We start from the raw sequence: 24,920 nt of genomic DNA, 5'->3' as shown, positions 1-24,920 counted from the left end.
TCCATTTCCTGCATCAGCATCAGAAGACGACCGATTTCCCCTTTAGGGAACCCTTCACGGGCAAACCAGTTCAGGTAGTGGCCGGGCAAGTCGGCAATAAGCCGGCCTTTGTATTTGCCATAAGGCATGGTGCGAGTTACTAGGAGTTCCAGGTCTTCGGGATTCATGTTGCGTCTATTGGTTGTGTGTCTCCAGGACGGACTCGATTTCTGCCAGTGTGGGCATGGAAAGCGCTGCGCCGTGGCGAGTTACCGAAATACCGGCTAGTGCTGCGGCAAACTCCATTGCCGCCCGTACCGGCAGGCCTTTAGCCAAGCCGACGGCAAACCCAGCGGTGAAGCCGTCGCCCGCGCCTGTTGTATCAACACACGTGCCCACAGTAACCGGCCCCACCAGGAAGGTTTCTTGCTCGTTGCAATATAGCGCACCTTTTTCCCCTAACGTAACGATGACGTTGCGCACACCTTTCTTCAAGAGCGCGCGGGCGGCAGCTTGCGCCTCTTCGGTTGTTTCTACCGGAAGGCCGGTCAGCAAACTGGCCTCGGTTTCATTGGGAAGCAGGTAATCGCATAAGGCAAAGATATCATCCGGCAGCGCGGTAGCCGGTGCAGGATTCAAAATGGTGATGACTTGGTTTTTGCGGGCAATTTCCAGGCCCCGCAAGGCAACCTCGATGGGTTGTTCCAATTGCACGACGAAGACATCGGACGCGGCAATGTCGGACTCGACCGTGTCTATGTCGCGCTTGCGCATTAATCGGGACGCACCGGGAAACACAGTGATACTGTTGCTGCCGGTGCGCTCGTCGACAAAAATACCGGCTGCCCCGGTAGTTTCGCCTTGGATAATAGTGGTTTTGTCGTGGACTTTTTCGGTACGCCAGAATGCGCGGGCGTCTTCTCCGAATGAGTCGTTTCCGATGAAAGAGAAAAAAGAGGTTTCGGCCCCAGCCCTTGCCGCTGCAACGGCTTGGTTAGACCCTTTGCCTCCGTGGCTGCGCATAAAGCCAGAGGCCGAAACCGTTTCGCCAGGCAATGGCGACCGGCTCCCGGTAAAAACCAGATCTACTGCGTAGATTCCAGTGACAAAAATCTTGGGAGCTTGAGTTGCCATCGTTCTATCCTGCCTTGGTCGTTGCGACTACGATTGATCCATTTCGTGCAGCATTTCCACCCGCCGCCGACAGTCTTCGTCGGTAGAGAATTCGGCATTCAGATAAGCGGCAACCAGATCATTCGCCAACCACGGGCCAATAATTTGAGCGCCAATGCACATGACATTGACATCATCATGTTCGACACATTGGTGCGCGGAATGTACGTCGTGGCAGACTGCCGCCCGTATCCCCTTGACTTTATTGGCGGCAATGGACGCGCCTACCCCAGTACCGCAAACCATAATGCCCCGATCAGCCGAACCTGACTTGATTTCATTGGTCAAGGTTCTGGCAATATCGGGGAAATCCACTGGCTCATCGTTGAAACTGCCAACGTCGGTTACGTCGTGGCCGAGAGCCTTGACGCAGCTTATGACTGAGTTCTTCAAATGCCAGCCTGCATGATCGGAGCCGATAACAATACGCATAATTCACTTCCTGAGGTTTTTGATGATGAGTTACTTTCCACGCATGTTTTCGGGCAGTTCCGTGCCGTAGTATTTTTTGTAGATTTCATTCAGTTTGTTGTTTTGAATATTGGTGTCCACCCACTCATTGACCTTGGCCAAAAGCTTGGTTTCGCCTTTCTTGACGCCGATAGCCAAATCAAAATTACGCAATACAAACAAGGGTTTGAAATTGTTCTTGCCGATCTTTTTATCGATCTGCGCAACCAATGATTGGGACGTGGCAACCATCTTTGCCTGGCCGCTGACGGCGGCAGTCACCAATGTGGCATCGTCGTCATAGCGCGCGACAGTGAAGCCGTATTTTGACGCCTGCGGGGTCAACTCGGTGTCTTGTGTCGTACCCCGAGTTACCGAAACGGTCTTGCCCTTGAGGGATTCCAGGCTGGTGACTGGTTGATCGTCGTAGCCCGCCACAATAGACTGAAGCACAGCATAGGGCTTGGAGAAATCAATGATTTCAGCGCGGGCGGGCGTGACCGACAAGGTGGAAACGACAATGTCAGCCTTGTCGGTTTGCAAGTTAGGGATACGCGTTGCGCCAGTCGTTTGAATCAACTCATATTTGAAACCCCAATCTTTGGCCAATAGTTTGCCGACTTCCACATCGGCGCCTATGGGCTCAAGGGATGAGCTCATCATGCCGGCGGGTGGAATGCCAAGGTCTGTCGATATGCGGATCGTCTTGGCCTTCTCGACGTTGTCCAGTACGTCGGCGTTGGCAGCCGTCATGCTTGTGCCTAGCAAGCCTGCCGAGCAGAGGATAGCTGCGATATAAGTGCTCTTTTTCATTGTCGTGTCTCCTGGGTCTGGTTATTAAAGCTCGTTTTGTAAAAACTCCCTCAGTTCTGCTGTATGAGGGTTGCTAAGAATTTCGGCCGTTCCTTTCTCCCAGACTTTGCCATCATGCATAAAGATGATGGTGTCAGCGATTTTTCGGGCGAAATTCATTTCGTGCGTCACCATGATCATCGTCATGCCCTTGGTTGCAAGGTCTTCGATGACGCGCAAGACTTCTCCGGTCAATTGGGGATCCAGGGCAGACGTGACTTCGTCAAACAGCATGACTTTGGGCTCCATCGCCAAAGACCGTGCAATGGCGACACGTTGTTGCTGTCCCCCCGACAGCCGTTCCGGATATTCCCTGGACTTTTCCAGTAATCCCACTTGACCCAGCACCCGATGGGCAAGTTCCCGGGCCTCTTTTTTTGATAATTTTTTTACGGCGGTAGGGGCGAGCATGACGTTTTCTTCGATGCTCAGGTGTGGAAACAGGTTATAGCTTTGAAAGACGATACCTATGTCCAGCCGCAAAGATTTCAAGTCAATGTTCGGTTTGTCGACTTGATGCCCGCATACGGTAATGGTGCCGCTGTTGATGGATTCCAGAAGGTCGATGCATCGCAAGGCAGTACTTTTCCCTGACCCGCTTTTCCCTATGATGGCAACGACTTCTCCGCGCGCGATGTCCATGCTTACGCCGCGCAATACTTCAGTGTTGCCGAATTTTTTATGTACGTCCTTCAGGCTGACCACGATTTCAGGAGGACGAGTATCTGTCGTACTAAGCATAAGATTTTTCTCCGGCTCTCATTTCAAGTTTGCGACTCAAAATTGAAAGGGGGTAGCACATCGCAAAGTAAAGTGCCGCAATAAGCAGGTAAATGAAAAATGGCTGGAAGATAGTGTTATTGATGATTTGTCCTGCTCTTACCAGTTCAATGAAACCGACGATAGACGCCAACGATGTGTTCTTGATGATCTGGACCATGAACCCGACAGTAGGGGGAGTCGCGATCTTGACTGCCTGGGGCAGAATCACTTTCACCATGCGTTGCGTGCGAGAAAGCGCAAGGCATTCTGCCGCTTCCCATTGGGCTCTGGGTACAGACTGTATAGAGCTGCGCCAGCTCTCACCCAGATACGCCGAGACATAGACCGATAACGATATCGATGCAGCCAGTAAAGGGGATATGGACCAGCCCAGCGAGGGCAGGCCGAAATAGATCAAGAAAATAAGCACGAGTACAGGCGTACCCTGGATGATCTGTATATAGATGGCGGTGATCAGCCTTAATCCCTTCTGGCTTGATATTCGGCATAGCGCTACCGCCAGGGCCAGGATGCCCCCGAAGAATAGGGCGATCAGGGATAGCCCAACCGTCCAGATAGCGCCTTTTAACAGGAACACCAGATATCCAATCGCAAAGCTCTGACCCATTTTTTTCTCCGGCTAAATTAAAGCGTCAAGATTTCTGCGGCGCCGAAAAAGCATCAGGCCAAACACCCAAAACAAGATGCGCAAAAGAAAGGACAGGAAGATATAAAGGCCCCCGATGACAATATAGGTTTCTAGCGGGCGATAGGTATCGGACTGGATGAAATTGGCGACGGCCGTTAATTCCTCTGCCGATATTTGCGAGCAGATCGAGGAGGCCAGCATTAATAAGACAAACTGGCTGGTCAGCGCTGGGTAGACTCTTTCCAGGGCCTGCTTGAGAATGACATGCCAATAGATTTGCCGACGAGAAAGCCCCAGCGTTTCCGCTGCTTCCAGTTGACCTTTTTCAATGGAGTCGAATCCTGCTCTCATGATTTCGGCTGAGTACGCTCCCACATTGATGGTGAGCGCAATCAGGGATACGGCTATGGCATGCAGCGATAGCCCTATGCTCGACAGACCGAAATACACTAGAAATATTTGCACAAGCAAAGGCGTATTCCGAATGGCTTCAATATAAATACTGCATATTTTCTTGAGCCACTTGTTCTTGCCGCGCTTGCCAATGGCGCAGAAGGTGCCCAGTACAAAGCCGCCGGCTGTCGCCAACACGGTCAGCTTCATTGTCAGGTACATGCCTTGCAGGATCATATCCCAACGATCCAGCACGATAGAGAAATTCAGGCTTCCCATTGGTACCGTCCCTTTATGGCGATGCCTGATTGCTCATGCGGTCGTATACGGTAAACAATGCCTGGTTGCCATTGGCGCCTTCGTTATGGACTCGGGCATCCAGATACTGTGTGGTGACCAGGGAAGTCGCCGGCAATGGAACGGCCAGTTCAAATGCCAGTTCTTGCACAAGCCGCAAATCTTTCAGCATTAAATCGATACGGAAACCCGCCTGTGTATCGCCGTCTATCATCGATGGTCCCAGCTTTTCCAGCATCCAGGACCCCGCCGAACCGGCCATCAATACCTCGCGCAACAGTTTCAGGTCGATTCCCGACGCACGCGCAAGCGCCAATGCTTCGCAAATCGCCTGGATATTGATGCCGCAAATCAACTGATTGCACAGCTTCAATGTTTGACCCGCGCTGCTTGGCCCGACGTGTGTAACGGTTGTGCCCATGGCAAGCAAAACAGGCCGCGCTTGCTCGAACGCCGCCGAGTCGCCGCCAGCCATGATGGTCAGGCAGGCGTTCAGGGCGCCGACAGGGCCGCCTGACACCGGTGCATCGATAAATGCGATTTGTTTTCCAGCAAGGTCTGCACTGATTTGGCGGACTGCCACCGGCGAAATAGTGCTCATGTCGATAATCAGGCGCTGGGCGGGCGGATGTTCCTGCAAGCCGCCGGCGCCATAGATTACCGATTGAACATCAGGCGTGTTAGGCAGCATCAGTATGACGACATCAGACAGTTTTCCGACTTCTTCTACGCTTTTGGCGTGTGTGGCGCCGTTCGTTACGACGTTCTGAACAGCTTCGGGTACGGTGTCGTAGGCGACGACTTGAAAACCTGCTTTCATCAGGTTTGCGGCCATATGCCGGCCCATAGTCCCTAGTCCGATAAATCCGACTTTACCGATCATTTTTGTCTCCTTGCCTTTTATTTTTTTGCGATGTTGCGCGATTATTTCAATGCTGTTTTCAAGGTTGCCTGGTAGCGCCTTTCGTCTCCGATCTGGAAGTGGGCCCTGAGTTGATGGTCTGCGCTTTCAGCATTTTTTTCGGCCAGGGCGCGAAATATTTTTTGATGATCATCGATGATTTGCAGCTTGAGCTCTGGCGCCATATCTACGACGCTGCGCCGGTCTTTGTGCAATTTGATGAACAAAGAATGCATGGATTTGTACATGCTGATCAATGTGTCGGATTTGCTTGCCCGAACGATGGCCGAATGAAACTCATAATCCGCCATGCCGCCGTCTTCTGGCGAATCTATCGTTTGCTTGATCTGCTGCAGTGCGTTGCTGATTTGTTCCAGGTCGAGCGGCGTAATGCGCTCGCAGGCAAGGCGGATAGCCTGGCATTCAATCGCGATGCGGGCTTGCATGATGTCTTCGATAACGCCGCCGTCTTGCGCTGCGGTGAAAGCGAAAATATCCCCAAGAATAGATACATCCGGCTTTTTTACAAAAGTCCCGACTCTTTCACGAATCTCGACGACACCTATCATGGCCAAGGCGCGCAGTGCTTCCCGCACAATAGGCCGGCTGACTTTCAAGTGCTCGGCAAGTTCTCGTTCAGGCAGCAGCAGGTCGCCTGGCCGCAGCGTACCCCCCAAGAGCTTTTCCCGCAGAAACAGGAATACCTTTTCATAACCTTGTTTGGCCTCGTCAGGGGCCCGGACGATAGTAACTGTGCTTGTCATACCTCTGGTTTTACCACAGGTCTGTTCAGCCAAAATATCGTGGAATACCCGCAGTGCACTGTGGGCAAATCGCATGTATTTAGAGAGGGGGACTAAAACGGCGACAGGGCGCCGTAGCGCCCTGTAATGGTGGAGGATGGGAGGTAATTACTGCCTGCGCAGCCTACGCGCGCGTCGCTTGCGTTCCCAAATCACGATGCCGGTGACGGACAGCATGGCAACGATCAAACCCATCAGCGACATCAGGATACGGCCAGGCATGCCAAGGATACGGCCCGAATGCAACGGCAGTTGCAATTGTACGAAGACGTCGGCAGCAGTGCCTTTCCAGGGACGGTGCTCGCCGATTACGCTGCCGTCTGCCGCATCGATATACAGATTCGATAGCCCCATGCCGAAGGACCCCATTTCATCCGCAGGATTGAAGAAGGACACGTTATAGAAGCGGTAATCGCCGCCGTAATAAATACCGCCGGCAGGCGTTTCAAAACCGCGTCGGGCCGCTTCTGCCTGTGCAATCCGTGCCGCATCCGCAAAGCCCAGCGTGGGTTCGACGTAGCTGCCGTAGGGAGCAGGGGTTTGGGTTTCGTAAGGGCCGGGCGTCGTTTGAGAAACAAGCGACATGACTGGGTAGAAAATTTCGCGATACAGGTTCAGAGAGAACGAGGTGAAGGCCACGACCAGAATGATGCCCCAGACCCAAAGCCCCGCGGCCCGGTGCAGATCGAAGTTTAGTTTGTATCCGCCCGCTGCCCAGCGTATTAGCCAAGAGGGTTTCCAGCGCCGCCACCAGGTTGCCGGTTTTCGGTGCCTGGGCGTGTTGCCGCTGGCATTGCGCAAGCGTCGCGGTGTGGTCAGATAAAAGGCTACAAAGCTATCCAGCAACCAAAGCAGGGCAACACCGCCCATTAGCCAATAGCCCCAGCGATCGGTGCCCCAGAAAGCGGGAATATGCAAGCTATAGTGCAGATCCCTAAGAAAAGGCATCAGGCTGCGGCGCGAGAGCGATATCGCGCGCGAGTCGCGATGGCCGGTTATCTGCGCCGTTACCGGGTCGACAAATACGTTGTTGTAGTCCAGCTGATAGGGACGCCCTGTGCTGGCGTCGATCAATGGGCGCACAAGAAAGGACGCTGCATGACCTTCTTCCAGGCCCAGCGAGATATAGCTGACCTGCACCCGCGGGTCGGCAGCTTCTACCGCAGCTGCAAGCGCCATGGGATCTTGCAGCGGACCGCGCCCCGGCGTGTGCATGATGTCGGAATTAAGCCATTCGTCGAGTTCGTGGTCCCAGGAAGTGACCGCGCCGGTCAGCCCGGCAACGATCAGGAACAGGGCGATGGTCAAGCCGACCCAGCGATGGATCAGCGTTGCAATGTGCCTCATCCGCTATACCTGTTAGAACTCGACCGATGCGGACAGCATGACAGTGCGCGGTGCGCCCAGAACCAGATAGCTGGAGCCTGGATAGCCGCCCGCCGATGCCCAGTAGTTTTTGTTCGCTACATTGTCCACGCTGGCGCGCAAGGTAAGCAGATGGCCATCAACTTCTGTCAGATAGCGGGCACCTACGTCAAAGCGAGTCCAGGCCGGAACGGTTTGCGTGTTCGCCGCATCGGCATATTGCGATGAAGTATGTATGGCGCGCCCGGTAAGCGTCAATCCGTTTACGCCAGGCACGTCCCACTCGACGCCCGCATTAAACAGCGTTTTCGGTACACCTATGGCGCGATTGCCGTCAGTGGCGCCGCCCAGCGTGTTGACCTGTTTGGCATCCAGCAGGGTTACGCCTCCTAGCAGACGCAAGCCGCGTACGGGCTCGCCGTAGACAGTCAGTTCTGCACCGCGGTTGCGCTGTTTTCCATTGACGCCGTAGATACTGGTATTAGGGTCAACGAATGCCGATGGTTGGTCGGTGGTGAACAGCGCCAGGCTGCCGCCCACTTTGCCGCCGTCGAACTTGATGCCAATTTCTTTCTGTTTGGACTGAAATGGGTCAAAGACTTGGCCTGCATTGACGACAGGGACATAGGCGCCGTTGGACAAGTGCGAGTTTGGTGCGGGGTCTACTTTCGTCAGGCCCTCTATATAGTTTGCATACAGCGATATTTGATCGCTGGCCTTTACAACCAGACCTGCGACAGGGGTAACGCGGCTTGCACTGTTGACGGGTGATTGAAGCTCGCCGGTATTGAAATCATACGAACGGCTTTCAATTTTCTGATGCCGCAACCCAACGGTAAGCAGAACCCGGTCATCGGCAAATGAAAGCGTGTCGGCAATAGCGAAGCTGGTCGTGCGTGTGCTCTCTGCAAGCAAAGGATCACCCAGCGTACCGCCCGCGAAGGCAATTTCATTGGACCGAGGAACCTGCACTGGGTTGTACAAGTTGGAGTCGGTAGGGCCATAGAATACGTAGGCTTGACGACTGTCGAATCGAAAATGGTTGGCCGACGCATTGATGGTATGCCCGACACTGCCGGTATTGAACTTGGCGCGCAGGCCTATTTCGCCGGTCTTGACGGTATCCTTGCGTGTGAAAAATGAGCTTCTCTGCGAAGTGTCACCAGCTTCGTTCTGTACGATAGGGTTGGAAAACCCCGAAGATTCGTCGCTGCTGCGCCCGCCAACCGCAGCCCACGCCATCACATTATCGGTGATGTCGAACTCACCTCTAATGGTGCCAAACAAGTCGCGCTCGTTGGAGTAGGTATAGTCTTGGGCCAGGTTGACCCTGGCGTCAGGCGCCGATGGTATGGGAATGCCTTCGACAACCGTTACGCTAGGCTGGTTGCGCCCCAGTTTGTGGTCTTGCCATCCCAAATCGGCAGACAGTCGGGCCCGTTCTCCACGCCAGTCCAGGCCAATGCCAAAGGCGCTCAGTTCGCGTTCTTCGCCGTCGACGGCGGTGCCGCCATCGCGGCGGGCGGCATTAATTCGTATGCCCGTACTGTCGTCGGGTCCGAAACGTCTGGCCAGGTCAACAGCGCCATATCCCTGATTACCGCTTTCCCAGCCTAGCGTGACTTCCGACAGTGGGTCGTTGGGCGCGCGCTTGGGTACGACATTAATTGCTCCGCCTATTCCCGAGCCGCCGGGCGCTGCGCCATTCAGGAAGGCATTGGCGCCTTTGAAGACGTCCAGCCGTTCGATGAATTCGCTGGCCAGATACTGGCGCGGCAGCAGTCCATACAGGCCGTTATAGGTAATGTCGTCTGAGTACAGGGGGAAGCCACGCACCATATATAGCTGTTGGTAGTTGCCAAAGCCTCGCGCCACACGTACGCCCGGATCATTCTGCAAAATGTCGGCAATGCTTTCCGCTTGCTGGTCTTTGATCAGTTCACTGGTGTACTGCGTGCTGTTGAACGGCGTGTCCATGGTGTCCAGATTGCCCAGCAGGCCCATGCGGCCGCCGCGTGCAACTTGGCCGCCCGCATAAGCCGGCAACAAACCTTCGGCGGAAGCATCTGCGCTTGACTGTATCGTTACCGGTGCCAGTGTTTCCACTCCCGCTTGCGCCGCGTTATTTTGAGCATGGGCGGGCAGGGTCGCAAAAGCCGTGGTTGCCACCACGAGTATGGGGTAACGATTTTTCATGTTGGAGTTGAGTGATATTAGTGAGAACGATCCTCATTATTGTTCTCGTTTGCCGGCAAGGTCAATTCTTCTTTCAACTCACAAGAAAATCGGTTGTCGAAACCACACAGTTCGGGCTAGCAGCCTGCTTGTTCCGCCAAATCGTTGAAGTCGAGAGCGATGATGTCCCAATCGCTGGCGGCCGCCAGATCTTTGGTTTGTCCGAAACCGTGTTCGGTGGGCCTCGGAACAAACGCCGTCCGCAGGCCGCACTCGCGCGCTCCCCGCAAGTCATCGTTGTGTGCAGCCACCATGCAAATCGCCCCGGGCGCAATGGCAAGGATGTCAGCCATGCGTATATAGGCCTGGGGGGCAGGCTTGTATGCCTGAGTCACCTCGGCGCCAAGAATCAGATCCCAGGGGATATGTGCTCGTTTGGCCATATTGGCCATCAAGGCAATATTGCCATTCGAGGCGGGCGCAATAATGTATTTTTGTTTTAGCCTTGTCAGCCCGCTGATCACGTCAGGCCAGGGATCCAGCCTATGCCATGCCGAACAAAGCGTTTCAAGTTCATTGGCATCCATCGCGCCGACATCAAGCTTGTAATTGGCCAGCACGGTTTCCAGGTTTTCACGGTGCAAGACATCCAGCCGGGTAAATGGGCGTTCACCGCTACGGCAGGCTTGCATGGACGGCTGATACAAGTCTCGCCACGCATCGGCGAATTCATAGGGATCGATATCGCTCAGGCCGTGCTTGAGAAAGAAGTATTCCGCTTCGCGGGCAACCCCGGTACGCCAATCAACTACTGTGCCAAATACGTCAAAACAAAAGGCTTTTACGTTGTTCATATGCTTTCATCCCCTTAGTGCCGCGCCTGGATAGCGATCATTCATCATAACCGCTGTGCAGCGGGCTACTACTGCTTGCGACAGTGACGAACGACTCGTTCGAAGATTTGAACTGGCTTGTTTCAGGCTTCCTCCTTAGACTTGTTCCTCGTCTTGAAGAGGGTATCTATGATCGGTAAAGCGCTAGAGGGCATGCGTGTCCTTGATTTATCTCGTATTCTGGCGGGGCCGTGGTGTACACAGAACTTGGCCGACCTGGGTGCCGAGGTCATCAAGATAGAGCGGCCGCAAGGCGGCGACGATACGCGGGGCTGGGGCCCGCCATATCTGCAGTCGGATGATGGCAGTGCCCAGATGTCGGCTTATTTCAGCTGTTGTAACCGGAACAAGAAATCGGTTTGCCTGGACTTCCAGTCCGAGCAAGATCGCGAGCGGTTGTTGGAACTGGCCCGGACGGCCGATGTGTTGGTTGAAAACTATCGGGTCGGCACGTTGGCGCGTTATGGCTTGGACTATGACAGCCTGAAGGCTATCAACCCCAAGCTCGTCTATGCGTCGATTACCGGCTACGGGCAAAGCGGGCCGAAAGCTCAACGGCCGGGCTACGACTACATCTTTCAAGGCCTGGGCGGACTGATGAGCTATACGGGCCGGGCGGACGACGAGCCAGGAGCAGGACCCTTGCGTACTGGCGTGGCCGTTGTTGATATCACTACTGGCATGTACGCGACATCGGCGATTCTTGCCGCTTTGTTTCAACGGGAGCGCACAGGGGTTGGCACCTATCTGGATCTGGCTTTGCTGGATGTGGCTGTAGCTATGAATGCCAATCAGGCAGCGAATTTCCTGGTTTCGGGCAGCAGCCCGCAACGCAGCGGCAACGCGCATCCGAATCTTGCTCCTTATGAGGTATTTCAGGCGGCGGACGGTTATTTCATACTGGCTGTTGGCAACGACACGCAATTTGGCAAGTTTTGCCAATTATGCGATCGCCCCGAGCTGGCAAATGACGAGCGGTTTGCAACCAATACGGGAAGAATCAATAACCTTAAAGCGCTGCGGCCTCTGCTTGCCGAGACGCTTGCCGAACAGCCCAGGCAATACTGGACCGACCGTCTGGATGAGGCGGGCATTTCGTGGGGGGCTGTCAACACGCTTGAAGAAGTCTTTGACGACGAGCAGGTTCAGCATCGGAATATGTTGAGGTATGCCGAACATGAGAAGTTGGGAAAGATCCCTGTAGTGGGCAATCCGATGCTGGCTGGCGAAAAAGGCATTCGGCTGTCCCCGCCGCCTTTGCTGGGTGAGCATACCGATGAACTGCTGAAAAATTTTAACGATTAAACAAAAAGGAGATATGAAAGTGCATAAAGCAACAAACGTCGTATTGGGGATGGTACTGTTCTCGGCTTCAATGGCAGCATCTGCGGCCTACCCAGATAAGCCTATTAAACTCATTGTGCCTTACGCGCCCGGTGGCACCACTGATCTTATTGCCAGGATTGTCGCGCCTAAACTGGGAGAAGCCCTGGGCCAGCCTGTGGTCATCTTGAATAAACCGGGGGCGGGGGGCGCATTGGGTAGCGCTTATGCGGCTAAAGAGGCGCCTGACGGGTACACGATTGTGATGGCAGTGGAAAGTTCTCATGCCGTCAATCCCAGTATTCAAAAAGTTTCTTTGTACGATCCAATCAAAGACTTCTCGCCGATCAGCAACCTGGCCAATGTGCTGGGTGTACTGGATGTAAACGCCAATTCCGATATCAAGACGTTCCAGCAGTTGGTCGATGCGCTGAAGGCAGACCCAAGCAAGTTTTCATTCGGATCTTCGGGCAATGGTGGATACAGCCATTTGTTCGGCGAGCTTTTCTTGAGTGCAACCGATACCAAAATGCTGCACGTCCCTTACAAAGGCCTGGGCCCAGCCATGATTGATCTGTTGGCAGGCCAAATTGATGTCATCTTCGACAATTTGCCGTCTTCGGCAGGGCAAATCGAAAGTGGCAAAATTCGTCCTTTGGCGGTGGCCGCGCCGGCGCGCTTGAAGCAGATGCCCGACGTACCAACTTATGCAGAGGTTGGTTATCCGCAATTGAATACCCCGTCCTGGTTTGGTCTTGCCGCACCTGCGCATGTCCCGCAGGATATCCTTGAGACGTTGAATCAAGGCGTGAAAACGGCGTTGTCCGATCCGGGTGTTGTCGCCTCGATTGAGCGGCAAGGTGCCGTACCCGACTATACGACGAGTGAGGCATTTACCACCATGATCAAGAACTCTAACGAGCAATGGCAGGGCGTGGTGAAGATGATAGGTTTCGAAAAACTTTAAGGACAGACATGAACAAGCAGATTTGGGACGAGCACGCAGCCCTGGTTGTTGCTGATAATGGTGTTGCTACATTGGCTATCAAGAACGCCGGCAGCCTGAATATCCTGGGTACGCCGGTGGTGGCCGCGTTGTCGGCAGCCATTGCGGAAATTGAGCAGCGGCCTGAAATACGGGTCTTGGTCTTGCGCGGTCAGGGGGACAAAGCTTTTGTCGCCGGCGCCGATATCAAGGAAATGGCTAATTTCGACAAAGTCGGTGCGGTGGCATTTATTGAGTCGTTGCGCCAGTTATGCGATAAGGTGCGTTTGCTGCGCATTCCGGTTATTGCCAGATTGCCAGGCTGGTGTCTGGGTGGCGGCCTGGAATTTGCCCTGGCCTGCGACCTGCGGATTGCGTCCGACGCGGCCATGCTGGGCATGCCAGAGGTCAAGGTCGGCATACCCTCTATCATTCATGCGGCATTGTTGCCACGCCTCATCGGGAAGGCGCGTGCATCGTGGATGCTCTTGACGGGTGAAGTCGTGGATGCGGCACAGGCGCTTTCCTATGGATTGGTTGATCGCGTCGTGCCGCTTGCCGATATCGATGTCGAAGTCGAGCGCGTCGCCAGCCTGTTGGCGGGCCTGGGCAGCGAAGTGATTGCCCAGCAGAAACGCCTGCTCAGAGAGTGGGAAGACGAACCTTTGGATACGTCGATACGTAATGGCGTAAACGAATTCGGTTCGGCGTTCGATACTGGTGAGCCGCAGAAGTATATGGGCGAGTTTGTTCGCGAGAAGCAAAACCGGAAAGCGTCCTCCGGCGCAAACTGATTTGGTGTCTGGTGGGCGCGTCGCGTTGGCGACGTACCCGCCTTGTCCCAGGATGGCTGAACGGCTATCCTTGCAGGCGAGCAATATCACCTGCAGCGGGAGAAAGCTATTTATATTCGGTACGAGTTAAAGGACTTGCGGTTGTTCAAGGCCATTCTGGAAGCACAAAACCTTTCCTTGGGTGCTTCGGCAATGAATATGACCGCCTCGTCAGCTAGCTACCGGCTCAAGAATCTTGAGTATGCGGTAGGCAGTGATTTGTTTGTACGCACCCCCAAGGGCATGAGGTTGACGCCCGCAGGAGAGGTGTTGTCCCGCCATACGCAGAAGCTGCTTGGCGATGTCGAAGCGATGCATCTGGAACTCAGCGATTACTCCAGAAACCTCAAAGGCAGCATACGGTTGTTGGCCAACAGCAGTGCACTCAACAGCTTTATTATTCCCAGCCTGGCTCGCTTCCTGGTGGCCAATTCCAGTATCAATATCGATCTGAAAGAACTCGACAGTCCATCCATCGTCAGCAAGATTGAGGACGGCGAGGCAGATATCGGCGTAGTGGCGGATCAGGCGCCGTTTCATCACTTGCTGTCGGAGTTGTATGCCGTTGAATGGCTGGTCTGCGTAGTGGCGCCTTCTCATCCTTTGGCTGCGAATAAGGAAATCTCTTTTACTCAGACGCTAGAACACGACTTCGTCAGCATGGAGCGTCATAGCAGTAACTTCATTTTTCTTGAAAACCAGGCACGGTTGGCGGGTAAGGCATTGAACGTGCGCGTGCATGCGCACAATTTCAGTTCTGTGCTGCATTTGGTCGAAGCCGGCGTGGGGGTGGGCCTGGTGCCTGCCAGCATCGCCGAGCAAGCGGTTCTCGAGCAGCGTATTTCCAGTATTTCGATTACCGAGCCATGGGCCACCAGAAACCTGCATCTGATCATGAAAAAGGAATCAGCCGAAATTGAGCTGATCCGCGAATTCGCCGATATTCTTTTGCATGATCCGCAAGTGGTGGCGGCGCGCGCTATTTACCCGCAACCAGGTGCAGCATCTGACGGCTTTGCTCTTTAAAAGACGCAAATACCTTGGGCACCGTGGCGTCGTCGCCTTCCCAATTGACAATAAAACAGAAGCTGACGCGCTGCGACGGCAATACCATTTGGCCGGCTACGCAAAAACAGTGAAAACCGTTCCAGTCAATGCTGCCGCCTTTGCCGTACGCTACCGTGTCTTCGGGAACCAGCATGGGCATGGCATCGGCCATGGCGGAAATGCGCTTGAATTCCGCCAGGGTTTCCGGTTTTTGAAAATGCTTTCCCGCTAGCACCTGTTCATACCATTGCGTCATTTCGGCAGCGGTGCTCATCATGGTTTGCCGGTCGTTGATTGCAGCGCGCAGTTGATTGGGCATTGTCCCTGACTGCATCTTTTCCATGCCGGCCCAACCCAGATCGGTGCCGTCCGGCGCGCCAGCCAAATAGGAAAAAAGTATCCGTGTCGAGTCGGGGATACGTGTTTGGCTTAGGCCTGCGTCCTTGATCAGCTTGCGTACGTTATCCGCACCAGCTGCCTTCAATGCGATATCGGTAGCGGTATTGTCGCTATGCGCGATCATGGCTTCCAGCGCACTTTTTGCCATAGTCGATCCAGAGAGACGGATGAACACAGGGCTGCCTGGCGACCAGACCTCGGGTCCGATCTGCACCTGTGCGTTTTCGGGTAGCCGTCCGGCTTCAAGTTCCTTCAGGTATTGAGCCAGAATAAAGGTTTTAACGCTGCTGCCCACAAAAAGCGGTTGCTCCGCATTAAGTGTCAGTGCTTTGTCGGGGTGTTCGCCTTGAATGGAAATACATGCTGCGGTGCGCCCGGGAGACAGCATGTCGAAGTCTTCCAGCGCTTTTTGTATCGCACTTGTGTCTGGGTTTTGGGCTTTACCTCCGGCAATAGAGGCGGTAGACAAGCTTCCCAGGGCAGCGATTCGTAGCAATGTTCTGCGATTCATGAGCGATTCCAGGCAAGGTTGCAAGCTGTCTTCCGACAGGCTGAAGACGTCAATGCTATCGCATCTGGCGTAAGAGGTCTTGTCTTTGTTGCAAAAAATCCCATCCATTCCTCGCCCATGAGATTTAAAATCTTATTGCAGTTCTTTGATCGTCAGGAGGCAATATGGCACGCAAATACATTGACTGCCGCAACGTTCCAAGCGAAATGAATTGTTCTGTGGCGATATCCGCAGACAACGAGAAAGAGTTGCTGGAAGCTGCGGTACAGCACGCTGTAGCTATACACGGACACAAAGATTCCCCAGAGCTGCGCCAGCAGGTGCAGCAATCCATCAAAGAGGGTAGTCCGCCCAACTAGGTGATACGCATCGCTTGCGTCACATAGCCGGGTCGTTGTCAGGCAGCTGCCCGGCTTGCGTTTTCCCTTTGGCGGCGCGCCTCTTCCAGCAAGTACACTTGGTAATCGTCCAGGTCGCCGTCGAAGTCTTTCATGCCGCCGCGCGACACCAGCCAGAATTCATCGCACACCGATCGCAGCAAAGCCCTGTCATGGCTGACTAGCATGACCGAGCCTTCAAATTCGTTCAGGGCAACGCTTAAGGCTTCGCGGGTTGCCAAGTCCAAATGGTTGGTAGGTTCATCAAGCAACAACAGGTTAGGGCGCTGCCAGACGATCATGCACAGCACCAGGCGGGCCTTTTCGCCGCCGCTCATGCTGCCGACGGCCTGCTTGACCATATCGCCGCTGAAATTGAACGTGCCCAGGAAGTTGCGCAATCCTTGCTCGCGGCAGTCCATCGCGCTGGGGCGCACGCTAGCCGGGGTGTCCCGGGCCAGACGTATCATGTGTTCCAGTGGATTATCGGCAGGGCGCAAGACGTCTAGTTCTTGTTGCGAGAAATAGCCGATATTCAAGCCCTTGCCCGTGATGAGTTCGCCGCCTATAGGTTGCAGTGCGCCGGCGATGGTTTTCACCAGCGTCGATTTTCCCTGGCCGTTGGCGCCTAGAATGCCGATGCGCTGCCCAGCCAATACCGAGCGATTAATGCTTTGCACGATTACGGTGGAAGCGGCTCCGGGCGCGGCGTCATCGGCCGGAGGATAGCCAATGCTGGCGCCCGATATTGTCAACATCGGGTTGGGCAGGCTGAGTGGTTCTTTAAATTCAAATTGGAAATCGGCATCGGCCAGTATCGGGGCGATTTTTTCCATGCGCTCAAGGGCTTTGACGCGGCTTTGCGCTTGCTTGGCCTTACTGGCCTTCGCCTTGAAGCGGTCAATGAATTTCTGCAAATGCGCCACTTTTTCCTGTTGCTTGGCATGGGCGGCTTGCTGTAGCAGCATTTGCTCTGCACGCATGTCTTCGAACTTGCTGTAGTTGCCGCCGTAGCGTACAAGCTTGCCATGGTCGATATGCAGCGTTACACCCGTAACAGCGTCCAGGAACTCACGGTCATGGCTGATCACCACCATGGTTCCGGCATAGTTTTTCAGCCAGGCTTCCAGCCAGACCAATGCGTCCAAGTCCAAGTGGTTGGTCGGTTCATCCAGCAACAACAGGTCGGATGGACACATCAGGGCGCGCGCCAATTGCAGCCGCATGCGCCAGCCGCCCGAAAAACTGTTAACAGGTCGATCGAGTTCAGCTACGCTGAAACCTAGCCCCAGAATCAGCGCTTGCGCACGGGCCGGTGCATCGTGTGCGCCGGCATCGTGCAAGGCCATGTAGGCATGCGCCATGCGCATGCCGTCGTCGCTGGCTTCAGAAGCAGCGACTTCTGTTTGCGCGGCAAGCAAAAGGGTATCGCCTTCCACCACGAAATCGGTTGCGCTTTGATCGGTTTCGGGCATGTCCTGCGCCACTTGCGACATGCGCCATTGGGCGGGAATGGAAAACTCGCCGCCATCTTCATGCAATGAACCGTTCAGCACGGCGAATAGCGATGATTTGCCTGCGCCGTTGCGCCCGACCAGCCCCACTTTTTCACCGGGATTCAGTGTGACAGAGGTTTTGTCGAGCAATACTTTACTGCCGCGACGCAAGGTCACGTTTTTTAGAATAATCATGTGGGGTAGGGGAGGATGGCGAAAACCGCGCAAAAGGGCCGTAATTATAGCATTTCGGCCTGCCTGCCACGCGAAGAGTGTGGCAGATCAGCCTCGTCCAGCCGGTGTGGTCGAGTTTATTTGGCTGCTCTGATCGCCATGTCGAACAGCTTGAATATTCGCTTGTCCGACATTTGCGACACGTTGAATCGCATTAGTCCAGCCGCTGATTGAGATAGGCTGAATACGTTGCCTGGCGCCAGTACTATGCCTTGTTGCAGGGCTTGCTTGGCTAAGCCGGTGGCATCCAGCCCAGCAGGCAGGCTGCACCACAGGAACATGCCTGCTCGGGGAACGATCCTGGGTGCGATGCCGATATCCGCCAGGCGTTGCGTTGTGTCACGCATGGCGGTGGCCAAGCGTAGCCGCAGCGCGTCCAGATGTTTGCGGTAGCTGCCATCTTTGAGCATCGTCAGCACCAGCTCTTGCGATATTTGGGAGCCAGCGAATGCCGTGGCAATTTTCAAGTCGACAAGTTCCTCTACCCAGTCCGGACGTGTCGCAATATAGCCGCAACGCACCGAGGCAGACAGCGTTTTGGAAAAGCTGCCTATTTGTATCACTCTGTTCAGGCCGTCAAAGGTGGCCAGGCGGATGGCGGGTTCGGGTTCGAAGTCGGCAAAAATGTCGTCTTCGATAACGATGAGGTCATGCTCCTCAATTAATTTAAGCAGACGGTGGGCGACCACAGGAGCAAGGGTCGCCCCTGTGGGGTTATGCAGTCCGGAGTTGGTGATGTATAAGCGCGGCTTATGCTCAGCCAGCACTGCCGCGAACTGGGCCACGTCTGGCCCGTTGGCTGTGTAAGGCACGCTTACGATCTTGGCTCGGTGTGCGCGCAGCAATGCATGAAAATTGAAATAGCAGGGGTCGTCTACCAGAACGGTATCGCCGGGCTCGATCAGGAAGCGGCAAAGCAGATCAATGGCGTGTGTCCCCGAGTCAGTCAGCAGGATCTGGTCCGGCGAGACGTCCGTGCCCCGTTCCATCAGCCTGCGCGCCAGCAATTGGCGCAAGGCTGCTGAACCTAGCGGCGACGCGTAATCCGCCAGATTCCTGTCTTCGGCCCGTGCCGCTGACCGTAATGCCCGGCGTAAACCGTCTTGCGGCATCCATGATGGCGGCAGCCATCCACATCCTGGCTTTAGCATGTCGTCGTCGGGTTGCAGCGATTGCCGCGATACCCATAAGGGGTCTACCGCGCGTTCTACTCTTCCACCGAGTTCGGAAAGAAATAACGGTGCGGTGTGGCCGGCGACATAGAATCCCGCGCCAGGGCGCGAACTGATGATACCTTCAGCAGCCAGCCTGTCGTAGGCGTCTACGATGGTGGACTTGGATACATGCATGAGTTGGGCAAAACTGCGTATGGAGGGCAAACGCGCGCCCGGAACGAGCTGGCGTCCGGCGATTCGGCCTCGTATGGTATTCATGGCCTGTTCGACAAGCGTGCTGCCCTTGGCCATATGCGCTGGAGATATAGTCATCTGTACTGCCTTTCATACCATTACAGTTTTTGTAAATTGTACTGAATTGTCCTTGGAAAGACACGCTGTTTCCGGCGACACTCTGATTTCTTAGGAGATCATGATGAAGAAAGTCGCCAATGGCTGGCTGAGCGGTTTTATTGGCATGTTGATATTTAGCGGCTCGTTGCCAGCCACGCGCGTGGCGATACTGGGCTTCGATCCGGTGTTTCTTACGCTGGCCCGCGCTGCTATTGCGGGGCTATTGGCGTTGGTCTTGCTGGTGGCGTTGCGGCCCAAATTGCCCGCCTTGAATGAACTGCCGTCATTGATTGTTGTGGGATTGGGCGTGGTGGTGGGTTTTCCTTTGCTGACCGCGTTCGCCTTGCAGCACATCACTTCCGCTTACTCAATGGTCTTCATTGGATTGCTGCCCTTGGCTACAGGCATTTTCGGTGTATTGCGGGGCAAAGAGCGCCCCCGACCAGTTTTCTGGCTGTTTGCCATTCTAGGTAGCCTGGTGGTGGGCGCCTTCGCTTTCGGAGATACGGGCGCGGGTTCGGCGACTGGCGGACTATTAATGCTCGCGGCCATAACGGTATGCGGTCTCGGGTATGCCGAAGGAGCCGTATTGTCCCGCCGTCTGGGGGGATGGCAGGTAATTTGCTGGGCGCTGATACTGCCCTTGCCGTTGATGTTGTTCGCTGTCTTCGCGTTTTGGCCATCCTCTATGGAGACAGTTCAGGCATCCGCCTGGATAGGGCTGGGCTATGTGTCACTATTCAGTATGTTGATCGGATTCATGTTCTGGTATCGCGGCCTGGCGCTGGGCGGTATTGCAGCGGTAGGGCAGTTGCAGTTACTGCAGCCTTTCTTCGGTCTTTTACTTGCCGCAACGCTGCTTGGCGAGCCATTCAAATGGTCCATGGTGCTGGTCATGATGGTTGCTGCGATGTGCGTTGTAGGTGCCAAGCGCGTTGCCACTGCGCGACCATAAAAACGTCAAAGCTAGCTTAAGAGCGATAAGCTCATAAAATAATGTTAGCTTCGATTTACTTCATTATTTATTATGGAACCATGGCTATAACAGGAAACAAGCAAAGTCGTTCATTGGTCTACTCTACGGAAACGGGCCGCATGTGCCCGACATGTTCGCAGCCCGTGGCGCAATGCCTATGCAAAACGCTAAAGGCGGCTCCAGCATCTGACGGCGTCGTACGGGTATCGTTGGAAACCAAAGGGCGGCGTGGCAAGGGCGTAACAGTAATCAAAGGCGTACCGTTGGATGCCGCGGCATTGGCTGATTTGGGCAAACAACTGAAAACGGTTTGCGGATCGGGCGGCACGGCCAAAGACGGCATTATCGAGATACAAGGCGACCACCGCGAGCTGGTCGTACAAAAGCTCGCGGCCAGAGGCTGGGTAGTCAAGCGCGCAGGCGGCTAATTCAGCTATTCTGTATCATGCGCATGTCCGCTGCAGCGTCGGGTTTTCAAGCGACGCCCAAATTGGCGAGATAAGGGTTTCAAGTAAAGGACATATCATGGCAAAAAAGAAAGGCGCGCCCGATCCCGATGAAGTGGCGCTCATCGAGTGGTGCATTCAGGTTGAAGGCTTGCTGGTAGCGGGCGGCGCTACGCCGCGCCAGGCGCAAGAGCACATTGAAGAAGAGGCTGAATGGTTTACGGACCTGTTTTACAACGGCCTCACTCCGGAAGAAGCAGCGAAGGAAGCGTTGGCATAAGTTGTACGTTGTCGTGGCGGCATCCGGTATTGGTACACTTGTAGGCTGTCTTTATTAATCACCCGGTTTGCCGTATTCCATGTCATCTTCTTACGAAATCCGTCCTGAACAGTCTATTGAACTGTTAAAGGCGCTGCACATTCTTACGCGCGACGGCAAGATGAATCAGGATAGTCGTCGCAAGCTCAAGCAGGTTTACCACCTGTTCCAGTTTATCGAACCGTTGCTTAAAGACCTGAAGCAGGACCGTGATGGCATCACGCTGGTAGATCATGGTTCTGGCAAATCCTATCTGGGATTCATTCTGTATGACTTGTTCTTCAAGCAGTTGAAAGATCAATCTCATTTGTACGGAATTGAAACCCGCGAAGAACTGGTTAAAAGCGCCGCCGATCTGGCTCAGCGACTGGGGTTTCCGGGCATGTCCTTTCTGAATCTGTCGGTAGCTGATTCGATTGTCTCGGATCGCTTGCCGCCCAAGATCGATATTGTCACTGCGCTGCATGCATGCAACACCGCCACTGACGACGCTATACGGTTCGCCTTGCATAAGCAGGCCCAGCATATTGTGGTTGTTCCTTGCTGTCAGGCGGAAGTGGCAAGCGTACTGCGCCGCAAAAAGGCCATGTCTTTGGGCGCTGGAGCGCTTGCTGAAATGTGGCGGCACCCGCTGCACACGCGCGAATTCGGCAGCCAGGCCACCAATGTATTGCGCAGCTTGCAGCTAGAGGCTCATGGCTACCAGGTTACCGTCACCGAACTGGTCGGCTGGGAGCACTCGATGAAAAATGAATTGATCATCGCTTCGTACAAGAATCTGCCGCGGCGCAAGGCGACAGAGCGGCTGGATAATTTGTTGAATATGCTAGGCCTGGAAGAGATGCGCGACCGCTTTTTTGCACCGCAGCCTTAAGCTTGCGCGCATGCCCTTCAAATACCGCCTGCTATCTCGCTGATGAGCGCTTGCCCATCTTTTGACTGCGGCCAGGCGATTCAGTAATCAATTCCCAAATGGTTTAAGGGTAAACACCAGTGCAGCCGCATTGGCTGCTTGTCTGCGCGTTAAAAACGTAGATCTCTAAAAGACTTAGCGCATTTCCGCAAGTTGGCATGCCGGAAAAAAAACACCATTTACACCTAAATTATTAAAAAAATGGAATTTTTCGTCTTGGTTTTTGAATATAATTCTGCGCTTTAAGTAAAAAAGTTTTTCGAGGAATGAGCAAATGATTAAAGGCGGCAAGTTGTTGGCAGCGTCATTGTTTGGCGCGATGGTGTTTGGAAGCGCCGGGGCGAACGCCACAGACTATCCTGCTCGGCCTATTACATTGGTCGTGCCATTTATTGCCGGGGGGGCATTTGATGTGGTCGCTCGCTTAGCGGCAGAGCGCTTAGGCAACGAACTTGGGAAACCCTTTGTTGTAGAAAACAAGCCTGGAGCGGGTGGAACTCTGGGAGGGCGCATTGTGGCAAATGCGAAGCCCGACGGCCATACCATTTTGCTTTCGGGGGTCGGTCCGATTTCCATCGCTCCCGCCGTCTATAAAAATCTTGGCTATAGTCCGGCCAAAGGTCTCGCTCCCATCATTCAATTGACCTCGTCTCCCTTCGTGCTGGTCACGTCGAGTCAGTACAAGGGCACGTCTGTAAAGGATTTTGTGGAATTTTTGCAATCGGCGCCCGGTCAGTACAACTATGCTTCCACAGGAAATGGCACCCTGGTGCATTTGGCCGGGGAATACTTTAAGGGCCAAACTAAAACAGAATTCGAGCATATCCCATACGGAGGAGGCTCACAGGCTACCTTGTCGTTGCTGTCGGGGGATTCCCTGTTTTCCATAACGAATATTCCTAATGTCCTGGGCCAGGTAACGACAGGCAAGCTGAAGGCAGTGGCGACAACCGGTTCGGCAAGGTCGGCCGTCTTTTCTGAGCTGCCGACAATGATCGAGTCGGGCCTGCCGAATTTTGAGTTGAGTGGATGGATTGGTATTTTCGCGCCAGCCGGCACCCCTGACGACGTTATCGAAAAATTGAATGGCGCCTTTGCAAAGGTAATGCAGCAGCCCGATATGAAACAGCGGCTTATCGAGCAAGGAGATGAGGTCGCAACGGGCTCCGTCAAAGACTTCCAGCAATTCGTTGCCCATAGCGACCAGACATGGCAAGCCATTGCGTCTGACGCCAACGTATCTATTGATTGAGAAAGGGGCGCGTAATGGTCTGCAAAACAAATCTGCTGAAAGGCCGCATTCAGAACAAGGACCGATTGATCGGGCTTTGGTGCTCGTTGACTTCGGCGACAGCGGTCGAGTCGCTATCCACCATAAATTACGATTGGTTCTTGCTGGATATGGAACATGCGCCTAACGAGATCGGCGATATCGTTTCTCAGTTGCGCGTGCTGGATTCCTCCAATGTATCTGCCGTAGTCCGTCCGCCCAGTAACGACCGCATCCTTATCAAAAGGTTGCTGGACGCCGGAGCGAAGAATTTTCTATTTCCTTATGTGCAAAGCACGGTAGAGGCGATAGAAATCATACGTTCAACGCGTTATGCGCCGGAAGGTGTGCGTGGCGTTTCAGTTGCGGGACGGGCGGCAATGTACGGTGCTGACAAGGGCTATTTGCAAGATGCGGCAAAGGAAATTGTGATTGGTCTCCAGATTGAAACGATGGAGGCATTTCAATCGTTGCCCGAGATGCTCGCGTTGCCGGAAGTCGATATGCTGTTCTTTGGGCCCAGTGATTTGTCCGCTGATATGGGGCTGTTGGGGCAGGGGGATCACCCCGATGTCCAAGCCCAGATTATCCAGGGTATTGAATTGGTTGTCTCGCACAACAAAATGGCCGGTGTGCTTGCGCCTAATTTGGAGGCTGCCCGCAAGTATGTGAATGCCGGCGCCCAGTTTGTTGGCATCGGAAGCGACTTAGCTTGCTTGCGGTTTCAAGCGCAGGCGTTGCTGGAGGCGGCGGAAAAATTCTGAGATTTTTGCCATCGTGTGCTGCGTTTCCTTATATCGTACGAGGGCGTGTTATTTTAAAAAAAGGTTTTATAAAAAGTTAATTCCCTCGTAAAGCTTTTATACCGGAAGGAGACAAAGAGATGGATACAGTAATAGGCCGCGGTTTTGCCACCGAGCGCAGTGAGGCCATGCAGCCTTACCGGCATCCTATGCCGCCCGACTGCATGCCCGAGTTGGTTATCGCGCCAGCCATTCCCGAAGATGAACGATTGTGGGTTCCACAGCAGGAAAATGTTTGGTTCCGGCCGCTTTGTCTCTCTGTGGCCCATGGCTATTGGACGAGTCTGCTGCGAGTCCGAAAGTCTGGCATCCTTTCACGTCATCGTCATCCGCAACCGGTGCATGGCTTCGTTCTGCGCGGCTCCTGGCGGTATCTTGAGCATGATTGGGTCGCTACCGAGGGTTCGTATGTTTACGAGACGCCAGGAGAAACGCACACTTTAGTTGTCGACGAAGGAGTCGAAGAAATGATCACCTTCTTTCAGGTTAACGGTGCGATGATTTACGTTGACCCGGACGGCAAGGTACAGGGGTATGACGATGTATTTACCAAGATAGACATGTGTCGGCAGCACTACGACGCTGTTGGCTTAGGCGCTGCTTTTGTCGATCAATTCTTAAGATAATCTGTTTTGACTGCTTGATCGATCAAGTCACTCTGGGAAGGCGCATGAAAATGCGCTTTTTTTTTATTCTGTAAACGGATTGGTATAAACGCTATGTTCATATAGTGATCTTTTTGTTAATTTTGTTTTGTAATGTGATCTCATGCGCGCCAGACTGCCTCC

27 protein-coding genes are annotated in these 24,920 nt (G+C 54.1%); 12 read left to right on the top strand and 15 right to left on the bottom strand.

What is annotated here, in order from left to right; all coding sequences use genetic code 11:
* From ABWO67_RS05795 to ABWO67_RS05740, 12 genes are all read right to left on the bottom strand, one after another.
* Positions 1–167 (bottom strand): DUF3820 family protein (locus ABWO67_RS05795; protein ID WP_353148842.1); only part of this gene is annotated, 167 nt, incomplete at its 3' end.
* A gap of 7 nt (positions 168–174) precedes the next feature.
* Positions 175–1,113 (bottom strand): ribokinase, encoded by a 939-nt coding sequence (gene rbsK, locus ABWO67_RS05790; RefSeq protein ID WP_353148831.1) that lies wholly within the window; start codon positions 1,111–1,113, stop codon positions 175–177.
* 27 nt (positions 1,114–1,140) lie between these two features.
* Positions 1,141–1,584: a ribose 5-phosphate isomerase B gene (rpiB, locus tag ABWO67_RS05785; protein ID WP_353148828.1), complete on the bottom strand. Its 444-nt coding sequence runs from the start codon at positions 1,582–1,584 to the stop codon at positions 1,141–1,143.
* A gap of 30 nt (positions 1,585–1,614) precedes the next feature.
* On the bottom strand, positions 1,615–2,415 hold the full coding sequence (locus ABWO67_RS05780) for a transporter substrate-binding domain-containing protein (protein WP_353148826.1): 801 nt from the start codon (positions 2,413–2,415) through the stop codon (positions 1,615–1,617).
* Between the two features lie 24 nt (positions 2,416–2,439).
* A complete protein-coding gene (locus tag ABWO67_RS05775) occupies positions 2,440–3,195 on the bottom strand; it encodes an amino acid ABC transporter ATP-binding protein (RefSeq protein WP_353148823.1) in 756 nt (251 codons plus the stop codon).
* Positions 3,188–3,844: an amino acid ABC transporter permease gene (locus tag ABWO67_RS05770; protein WP_353148820.1), complete on the bottom strand. Its 657-nt coding sequence runs from the start codon at positions 3,842–3,844 to the stop codon at positions 3,188–3,190. Before ABWO67_RS05770 ends, ABWO67_RS05775 begins: the two co-directional genes overlap by 8 nt.
* 12 nt (positions 3,845–3,856) lie before the next feature.
* Positions 3,857–4,537: an amino acid ABC transporter permease gene (locus tag ABWO67_RS05765; protein ID WP_353148818.1), complete on the bottom strand. Its 681-nt coding sequence runs from the start codon at positions 4,535–4,537 to the stop codon at positions 3,857–3,859.
* 13 nt (positions 4,538–4,550) lie between these two features.
* Entirely contained in the window at positions 4,551–5,438 is an 888-nt protein-coding gene (locus ABWO67_RS05760) for an NAD(P)-dependent oxidoreductase (protein WP_353148815.1), read from the bottom strand.
* Positions 5,439–5,479: 41 nt separating this feature from the next.
* Positions 5,480–6,220, bottom strand: coding sequence for a FadR/GntR family transcriptional regulator (locus ABWO67_RS05755; protein WP_353148812.1), 741 nt, complete (start codon positions 6,218–6,220; stop codon positions 5,480–5,482).
* Positions 6,221–6,367: 147 nt separating this feature from the next.
* On the bottom strand, positions 6,368–7,606 hold the full coding sequence (locus ABWO67_RS05750) for a PepSY-associated TM helix domain-containing protein (protein WP_353148810.1): 1,239 nt from the start codon (positions 7,604–7,606) through the stop codon (positions 6,368–6,370).
* A gap of 12 nt (positions 7,607–7,618) precedes the next feature.
* On the bottom strand, positions 7,619–9,820 hold the full coding sequence (locus ABWO67_RS05745) for a TonB-dependent receptor (RefSeq protein ID WP_353148807.1): 2,202 nt from the start codon (positions 9,818–9,820) through the stop codon (positions 7,619–7,621).
* Between the two features lie 116 nt (positions 9,821–9,936).
* Positions 9,937–10,653: a haloacid dehalogenase type II gene (locus tag ABWO67_RS05740; RefSeq protein ID WP_353148804.1), complete on the bottom strand. Its 717-nt coding sequence runs from the start codon at positions 10,651–10,653 to the stop codon at positions 9,937–9,939.
* Between the two features lie 168 nt (positions 10,654–10,821).
* Here ABWO67_RS05740 and ABWO67_RS05735 point away from each other — a divergent pair, with 168 nt between their 5' ends.
* The 4 genes from ABWO67_RS05735 (at position 10,822) to ABWO67_RS05720 (ending at position 14,859) form a co-directional block, all read left to right on the top strand.
* The gene (locus ABWO67_RS05735; RefSeq protein ID WP_353148801.1) at positions 10,822–11,997 is read left to right on the top strand and encodes a CaiB/BaiF CoA transferase family protein; all 1,176 of its coding nucleotides are present in this window, start codon (positions 10,822–10,824) and stop codon (positions 11,995–11,997) included.
* A 13-nt stretch (positions 11,998–12,010) separates the two neighbouring features.
* On the top strand, positions 12,011–12,982 hold the full coding sequence (locus ABWO67_RS05730) for a Bug family tripartite tricarboxylate transporter substrate binding protein (protein WP_502929973.1): 972 nt from the start codon (positions 12,011–12,013) through the stop codon (positions 12,980–12,982).
* Between the two features lie 8 nt (positions 12,983–12,990).
* Positions 12,991–13,794, top strand: a complete 804-nt coding sequence (locus tag ABWO67_RS05725; RefSeq protein WP_353148798.1) for an enoyl-CoA hydratase — start codon at positions 12,991–12,993, stop codon at positions 13,792–13,794.
* A 135-nt stretch (positions 13,795–13,929) separates the two neighbouring features.
* Entirely contained in the window at positions 13,930–14,859 is a 930-nt protein-coding gene (locus ABWO67_RS05720) for a LysR family transcriptional regulator (RefSeq protein WP_353148796.1), read from the top strand.
* On the opposite strand, the gene ABWO67_RS05715 is transcribed toward ABWO67_RS05720, so the two are convergent.
* Positions 14,813–15,790, bottom strand: a complete 978-nt coding sequence (locus ABWO67_RS05715) for a serine hydrolase (RefSeq protein WP_353148794.1) — start codon at positions 15,788–15,790, stop codon at positions 14,813–14,815. The genes ABWO67_RS05720 and ABWO67_RS05715 overlap by 47 nt on opposite strands.
* A gap of 164 nt (positions 15,791–15,954) precedes the next feature.
* Between ABWO67_RS05715 and ABWO67_RS05710 the strand changes: the two genes are divergently transcribed.
* Positions 15,955–16,149: a DUF1059 domain-containing protein gene (locus tag ABWO67_RS05710; protein ID WP_353148791.1), complete on the top strand. Its 195-nt coding sequence runs from the start codon at positions 15,955–15,957 to the stop codon at positions 16,147–16,149.
* Between the two features lie 38 nt (positions 16,150–16,187).
* Here ABWO67_RS05710 and ABWO67_RS05705 read toward each other — a convergent pair whose 3' ends face one another.
* Complete coding sequence (locus ABWO67_RS05705; RefSeq protein ID WP_353148788.1) at positions 16,188–17,858, bottom strand: ABC-F family ATP-binding cassette domain-containing protein; 1,671 nt, start codon at positions 17,856–17,858, stop codon at positions 16,188–16,190.
* Positions 17,859–17,974: 116 nt separating this feature from the next.
* On the bottom strand, positions 17,975–19,384 hold the full coding sequence (locus tag ABWO67_RS05700; protein WP_502929972.1) for an aminotransferase-like domain-containing protein: 1,410 nt from the start codon (positions 19,382–19,384) through the stop codon (positions 17,975–17,977).
* Between the two features lie 103 nt (positions 19,385–19,487).
* Between ABWO67_RS05700 and ABWO67_RS05695 the strand changes: the two genes are divergently transcribed.
* The 7 genes from ABWO67_RS05695 to ABWO67_RS05665 all read left to right on the top strand — a co-directional run bounded on the left by ABWO67_RS05695 (position 19,488) and on the right by ABWO67_RS05665 (position 24,758).
* Positions 19,488–20,360, top strand: a complete 873-nt coding sequence (locus ABWO67_RS05695; protein WP_353148833.1) for a DMT family transporter — start codon at positions 19,488–19,490, stop codon at positions 20,358–20,360.
* Between the two features lie 80 nt (positions 20,361–20,440).
* On the top strand, positions 20,441–20,809 hold the full coding sequence (locus ABWO67_RS05690; RefSeq protein WP_353148785.1) for a translation initiation factor Sui1: 369 nt from the start codon (positions 20,441–20,443) through the stop codon (positions 20,807–20,809).
* A gap of 97 nt (positions 20,810–20,906) precedes the next feature.
* Positions 20,907–21,107 (top strand): hypothetical protein, encoded by a 201-nt coding sequence (locus ABWO67_RS05685; RefSeq protein WP_353148782.1) that lies wholly within the window; start codon positions 20,907–20,909, stop codon positions 21,105–21,107.
* 79 nt (positions 21,108–21,186) lie between these two features.
* The gene (locus tag ABWO67_RS05680) at positions 21,187–22,020 is read left to right on the top strand and encodes a class I SAM-dependent methyltransferase (RefSeq protein WP_353148780.1); all 834 of its coding nucleotides are present in this window, start codon (positions 21,187–21,189) and stop codon (positions 22,018–22,020) included.
* Positions 22,021–22,333: 313 nt separating this feature from the next.
* Positions 22,334–23,311, top strand: a complete 978-nt coding sequence (locus ABWO67_RS05675; protein WP_353148777.1) for a Bug family tripartite tricarboxylate transporter substrate binding protein — start codon at positions 22,334–22,336, stop codon at positions 23,309–23,311.
* Between the two features lie 14 nt (positions 23,312–23,325).
* Positions 23,326–24,093, top strand: a complete 768-nt coding sequence (locus ABWO67_RS05670; protein ID WP_353148774.1) for an HpcH/HpaI aldolase family protein — start codon at positions 23,326–23,328, stop codon at positions 24,091–24,093.
* A gap of 119 nt (positions 24,094–24,212) precedes the next feature.
* On the top strand, positions 24,213–24,758 hold the full coding sequence (locus tag ABWO67_RS05665; RefSeq protein WP_353148771.1) for a 2,4'-dihydroxyacetophenone dioxygenase family protein: 546 nt from the start codon (positions 24,213–24,215) through the stop codon (positions 24,756–24,758).
* The last annotated feature ends 162 nt before the right edge of the window (positions 24,759–24,920 follow it).

The sequence above is a fragment of the Pollutimonas bauzanensis genome (assembly GCF_040393045.1).
GTDB lineage: Bacteria > Pseudomonadota > Gammaproteobacteria > Burkholderiales > Burkholderiaceae_B > Pollutimonas > Pollutimonas bauzanensis_A.
The sequence above is the reverse complement of the archived record's forward strand: the minus strand, read 5'-3'. Positions and strand labels throughout refer to the sequence as shown.

Coding starts and splice junctions, on each gene's coding strand:
- rbsK (WP_353148831.1), bottom strand. CDS start 1,113: ATGGCAACTCAAGCTCCCAAGATTTTTGTCACTGGAATCTACGCAGTA.
- rpiB (WP_353148828.1), bottom strand. CDS start 1,584: ATGCGTATTGTTATCGGCTCCGATCATGCAGGCTGGCATTTGAAGAAC.
- ABWO67_RS05780 (WP_353148826.1), bottom strand. CDS start 2,415: ATGAAAAAGAGCACTTATATCGCAGCTATCCTCTGCTCGGCAGGCTTG.
- ABWO67_RS05775 (WP_353148823.1), bottom strand. CDS start 3,195: ATGCTTAGTACGACAGATACTCGTCCTCCTGAAATCGTGGTCAGCCTG.
- ABWO67_RS05770 (WP_353148820.1), bottom strand. CDS start 3,844: ATGGGTCAGAGCTTTGCGATTGGATATCTGGTGTTCCTGTTAAAAGGC.
- ABWO67_RS05765 (WP_353148818.1), bottom strand. CDS start 4,537: ATGGGAAGCCTGAATTTCTCTATCGTGCTGGATCGTTGGGATATGATC.
- ABWO67_RS05760 (WP_353148815.1), bottom strand. CDS start 5,438: ATGATCGGTAAAGTCGGATTTATCGGACTAGGGACTATGGGCCGGCAT.
- ABWO67_RS05755 (WP_353148812.1), bottom strand. CDS start 6,220: ATGACAAGCACAGTTACTATCGTCCGGGCCCCTGACGAGGCCAAACAA.
- ABWO67_RS05750 (WP_353148810.1), bottom strand. CDS start 7,606: ATGAGGCACATTGCAACGCTGATCCATCGCTGGGTCGGCTTGACCATC.
- ABWO67_RS05745 (WP_353148807.1), bottom strand. CDS start 9,820: ATGAAAAATCGTTACCCCATACTCGTGGTGGCAACCACGGCTTTTGCG.
- ABWO67_RS05740 (WP_353148804.1), bottom strand. CDS start 10,653: ATGAACAACGTAAAAGCCTTTTGTTTTGACGTATTTGGCACAGTAGTT.
- ABWO67_RS05735 (WP_353148801.1), top strand. CDS start 10,822: ATGATCGGTAAAGCGCTAGAGGGCATGCGTGTCCTTGATTTATCTCGT.
- ABWO67_RS05730 (WP_502929973.1), top strand. CDS start 12,011: ATGAAAGTGCATAAAGCAACAAACGTCGTATTGGGGATGGTACTGTTC.
- ABWO67_RS05725 (WP_353148798.1), top strand. CDS start 12,991: ATGAACAAGCAGATTTGGGACGAGCACGCAGCCCTGGTTGTTGCTGAT.
- ABWO67_RS05715 (WP_353148794.1), bottom strand. CDS start 15,790: ATGAATCGCAGAACATTGCTACGAATCGCTGCCCTGGGAAGCTTGTCT.
- ABWO67_RS05710 (WP_353148791.1), top strand. CDS start 15,955: ATGGCACGCAAATACATTGACTGCCGCAACGTTCCAAGCGAAATGAAT.
- ABWO67_RS05705 (WP_353148788.1), bottom strand. CDS start 17,858: ATGATTATTCTAAAAAACGTGACCTTGCGTCGCGGCAGTAAAGTATTG.
- ABWO67_RS05700 (WP_502929972.1), bottom strand. CDS start 19,384: ATGACTATATCTCCAGCGCATATGGCCAAGGGCAGCACGCTTGTCGAA.
- ABWO67_RS05695 (WP_353148833.1), top strand. CDS start 19,488: ATGAAGAAAGTCGCCAATGGCTGGCTGAGCGGTTTTATTGGCATGTTG.
- ABWO67_RS05690 (WP_353148785.1), top strand. CDS start 20,441: ATGGCTATAACAGGAAACAAGCAAAGTCGTTCATTGGTCTACTCTACG.
- ABWO67_RS05685 (WP_353148782.1), top strand. CDS start 20,907: ATGGCAAAAAAGAAAGGCGCGCCCGATCCCGATGAAGTGGCGCTCATC.
- ABWO67_RS05680 (WP_353148780.1), top strand. CDS start 21,187: ATGTCATCTTCTTACGAAATCCGTCCTGAACAGTCTATTGAACTGTTA.
- ABWO67_RS05675 (WP_353148777.1), top strand. CDS start 22,334: ATGATTAAAGGCGGCAAGTTGTTGGCAGCGTCATTGTTTGGCGCGATG.
- ABWO67_RS05670 (WP_353148774.1), top strand. CDS start 23,326: ATGGTCTGCAAAACAAATCTGCTGAAAGGCCGCATTCAGAACAAGGAC.
- ABWO67_RS05665 (WP_353148771.1), top strand. CDS start 24,213: ATGGATACAGTAATAGGCCGCGGTTTTGCCACCGAGCGCAGTGAGGCC.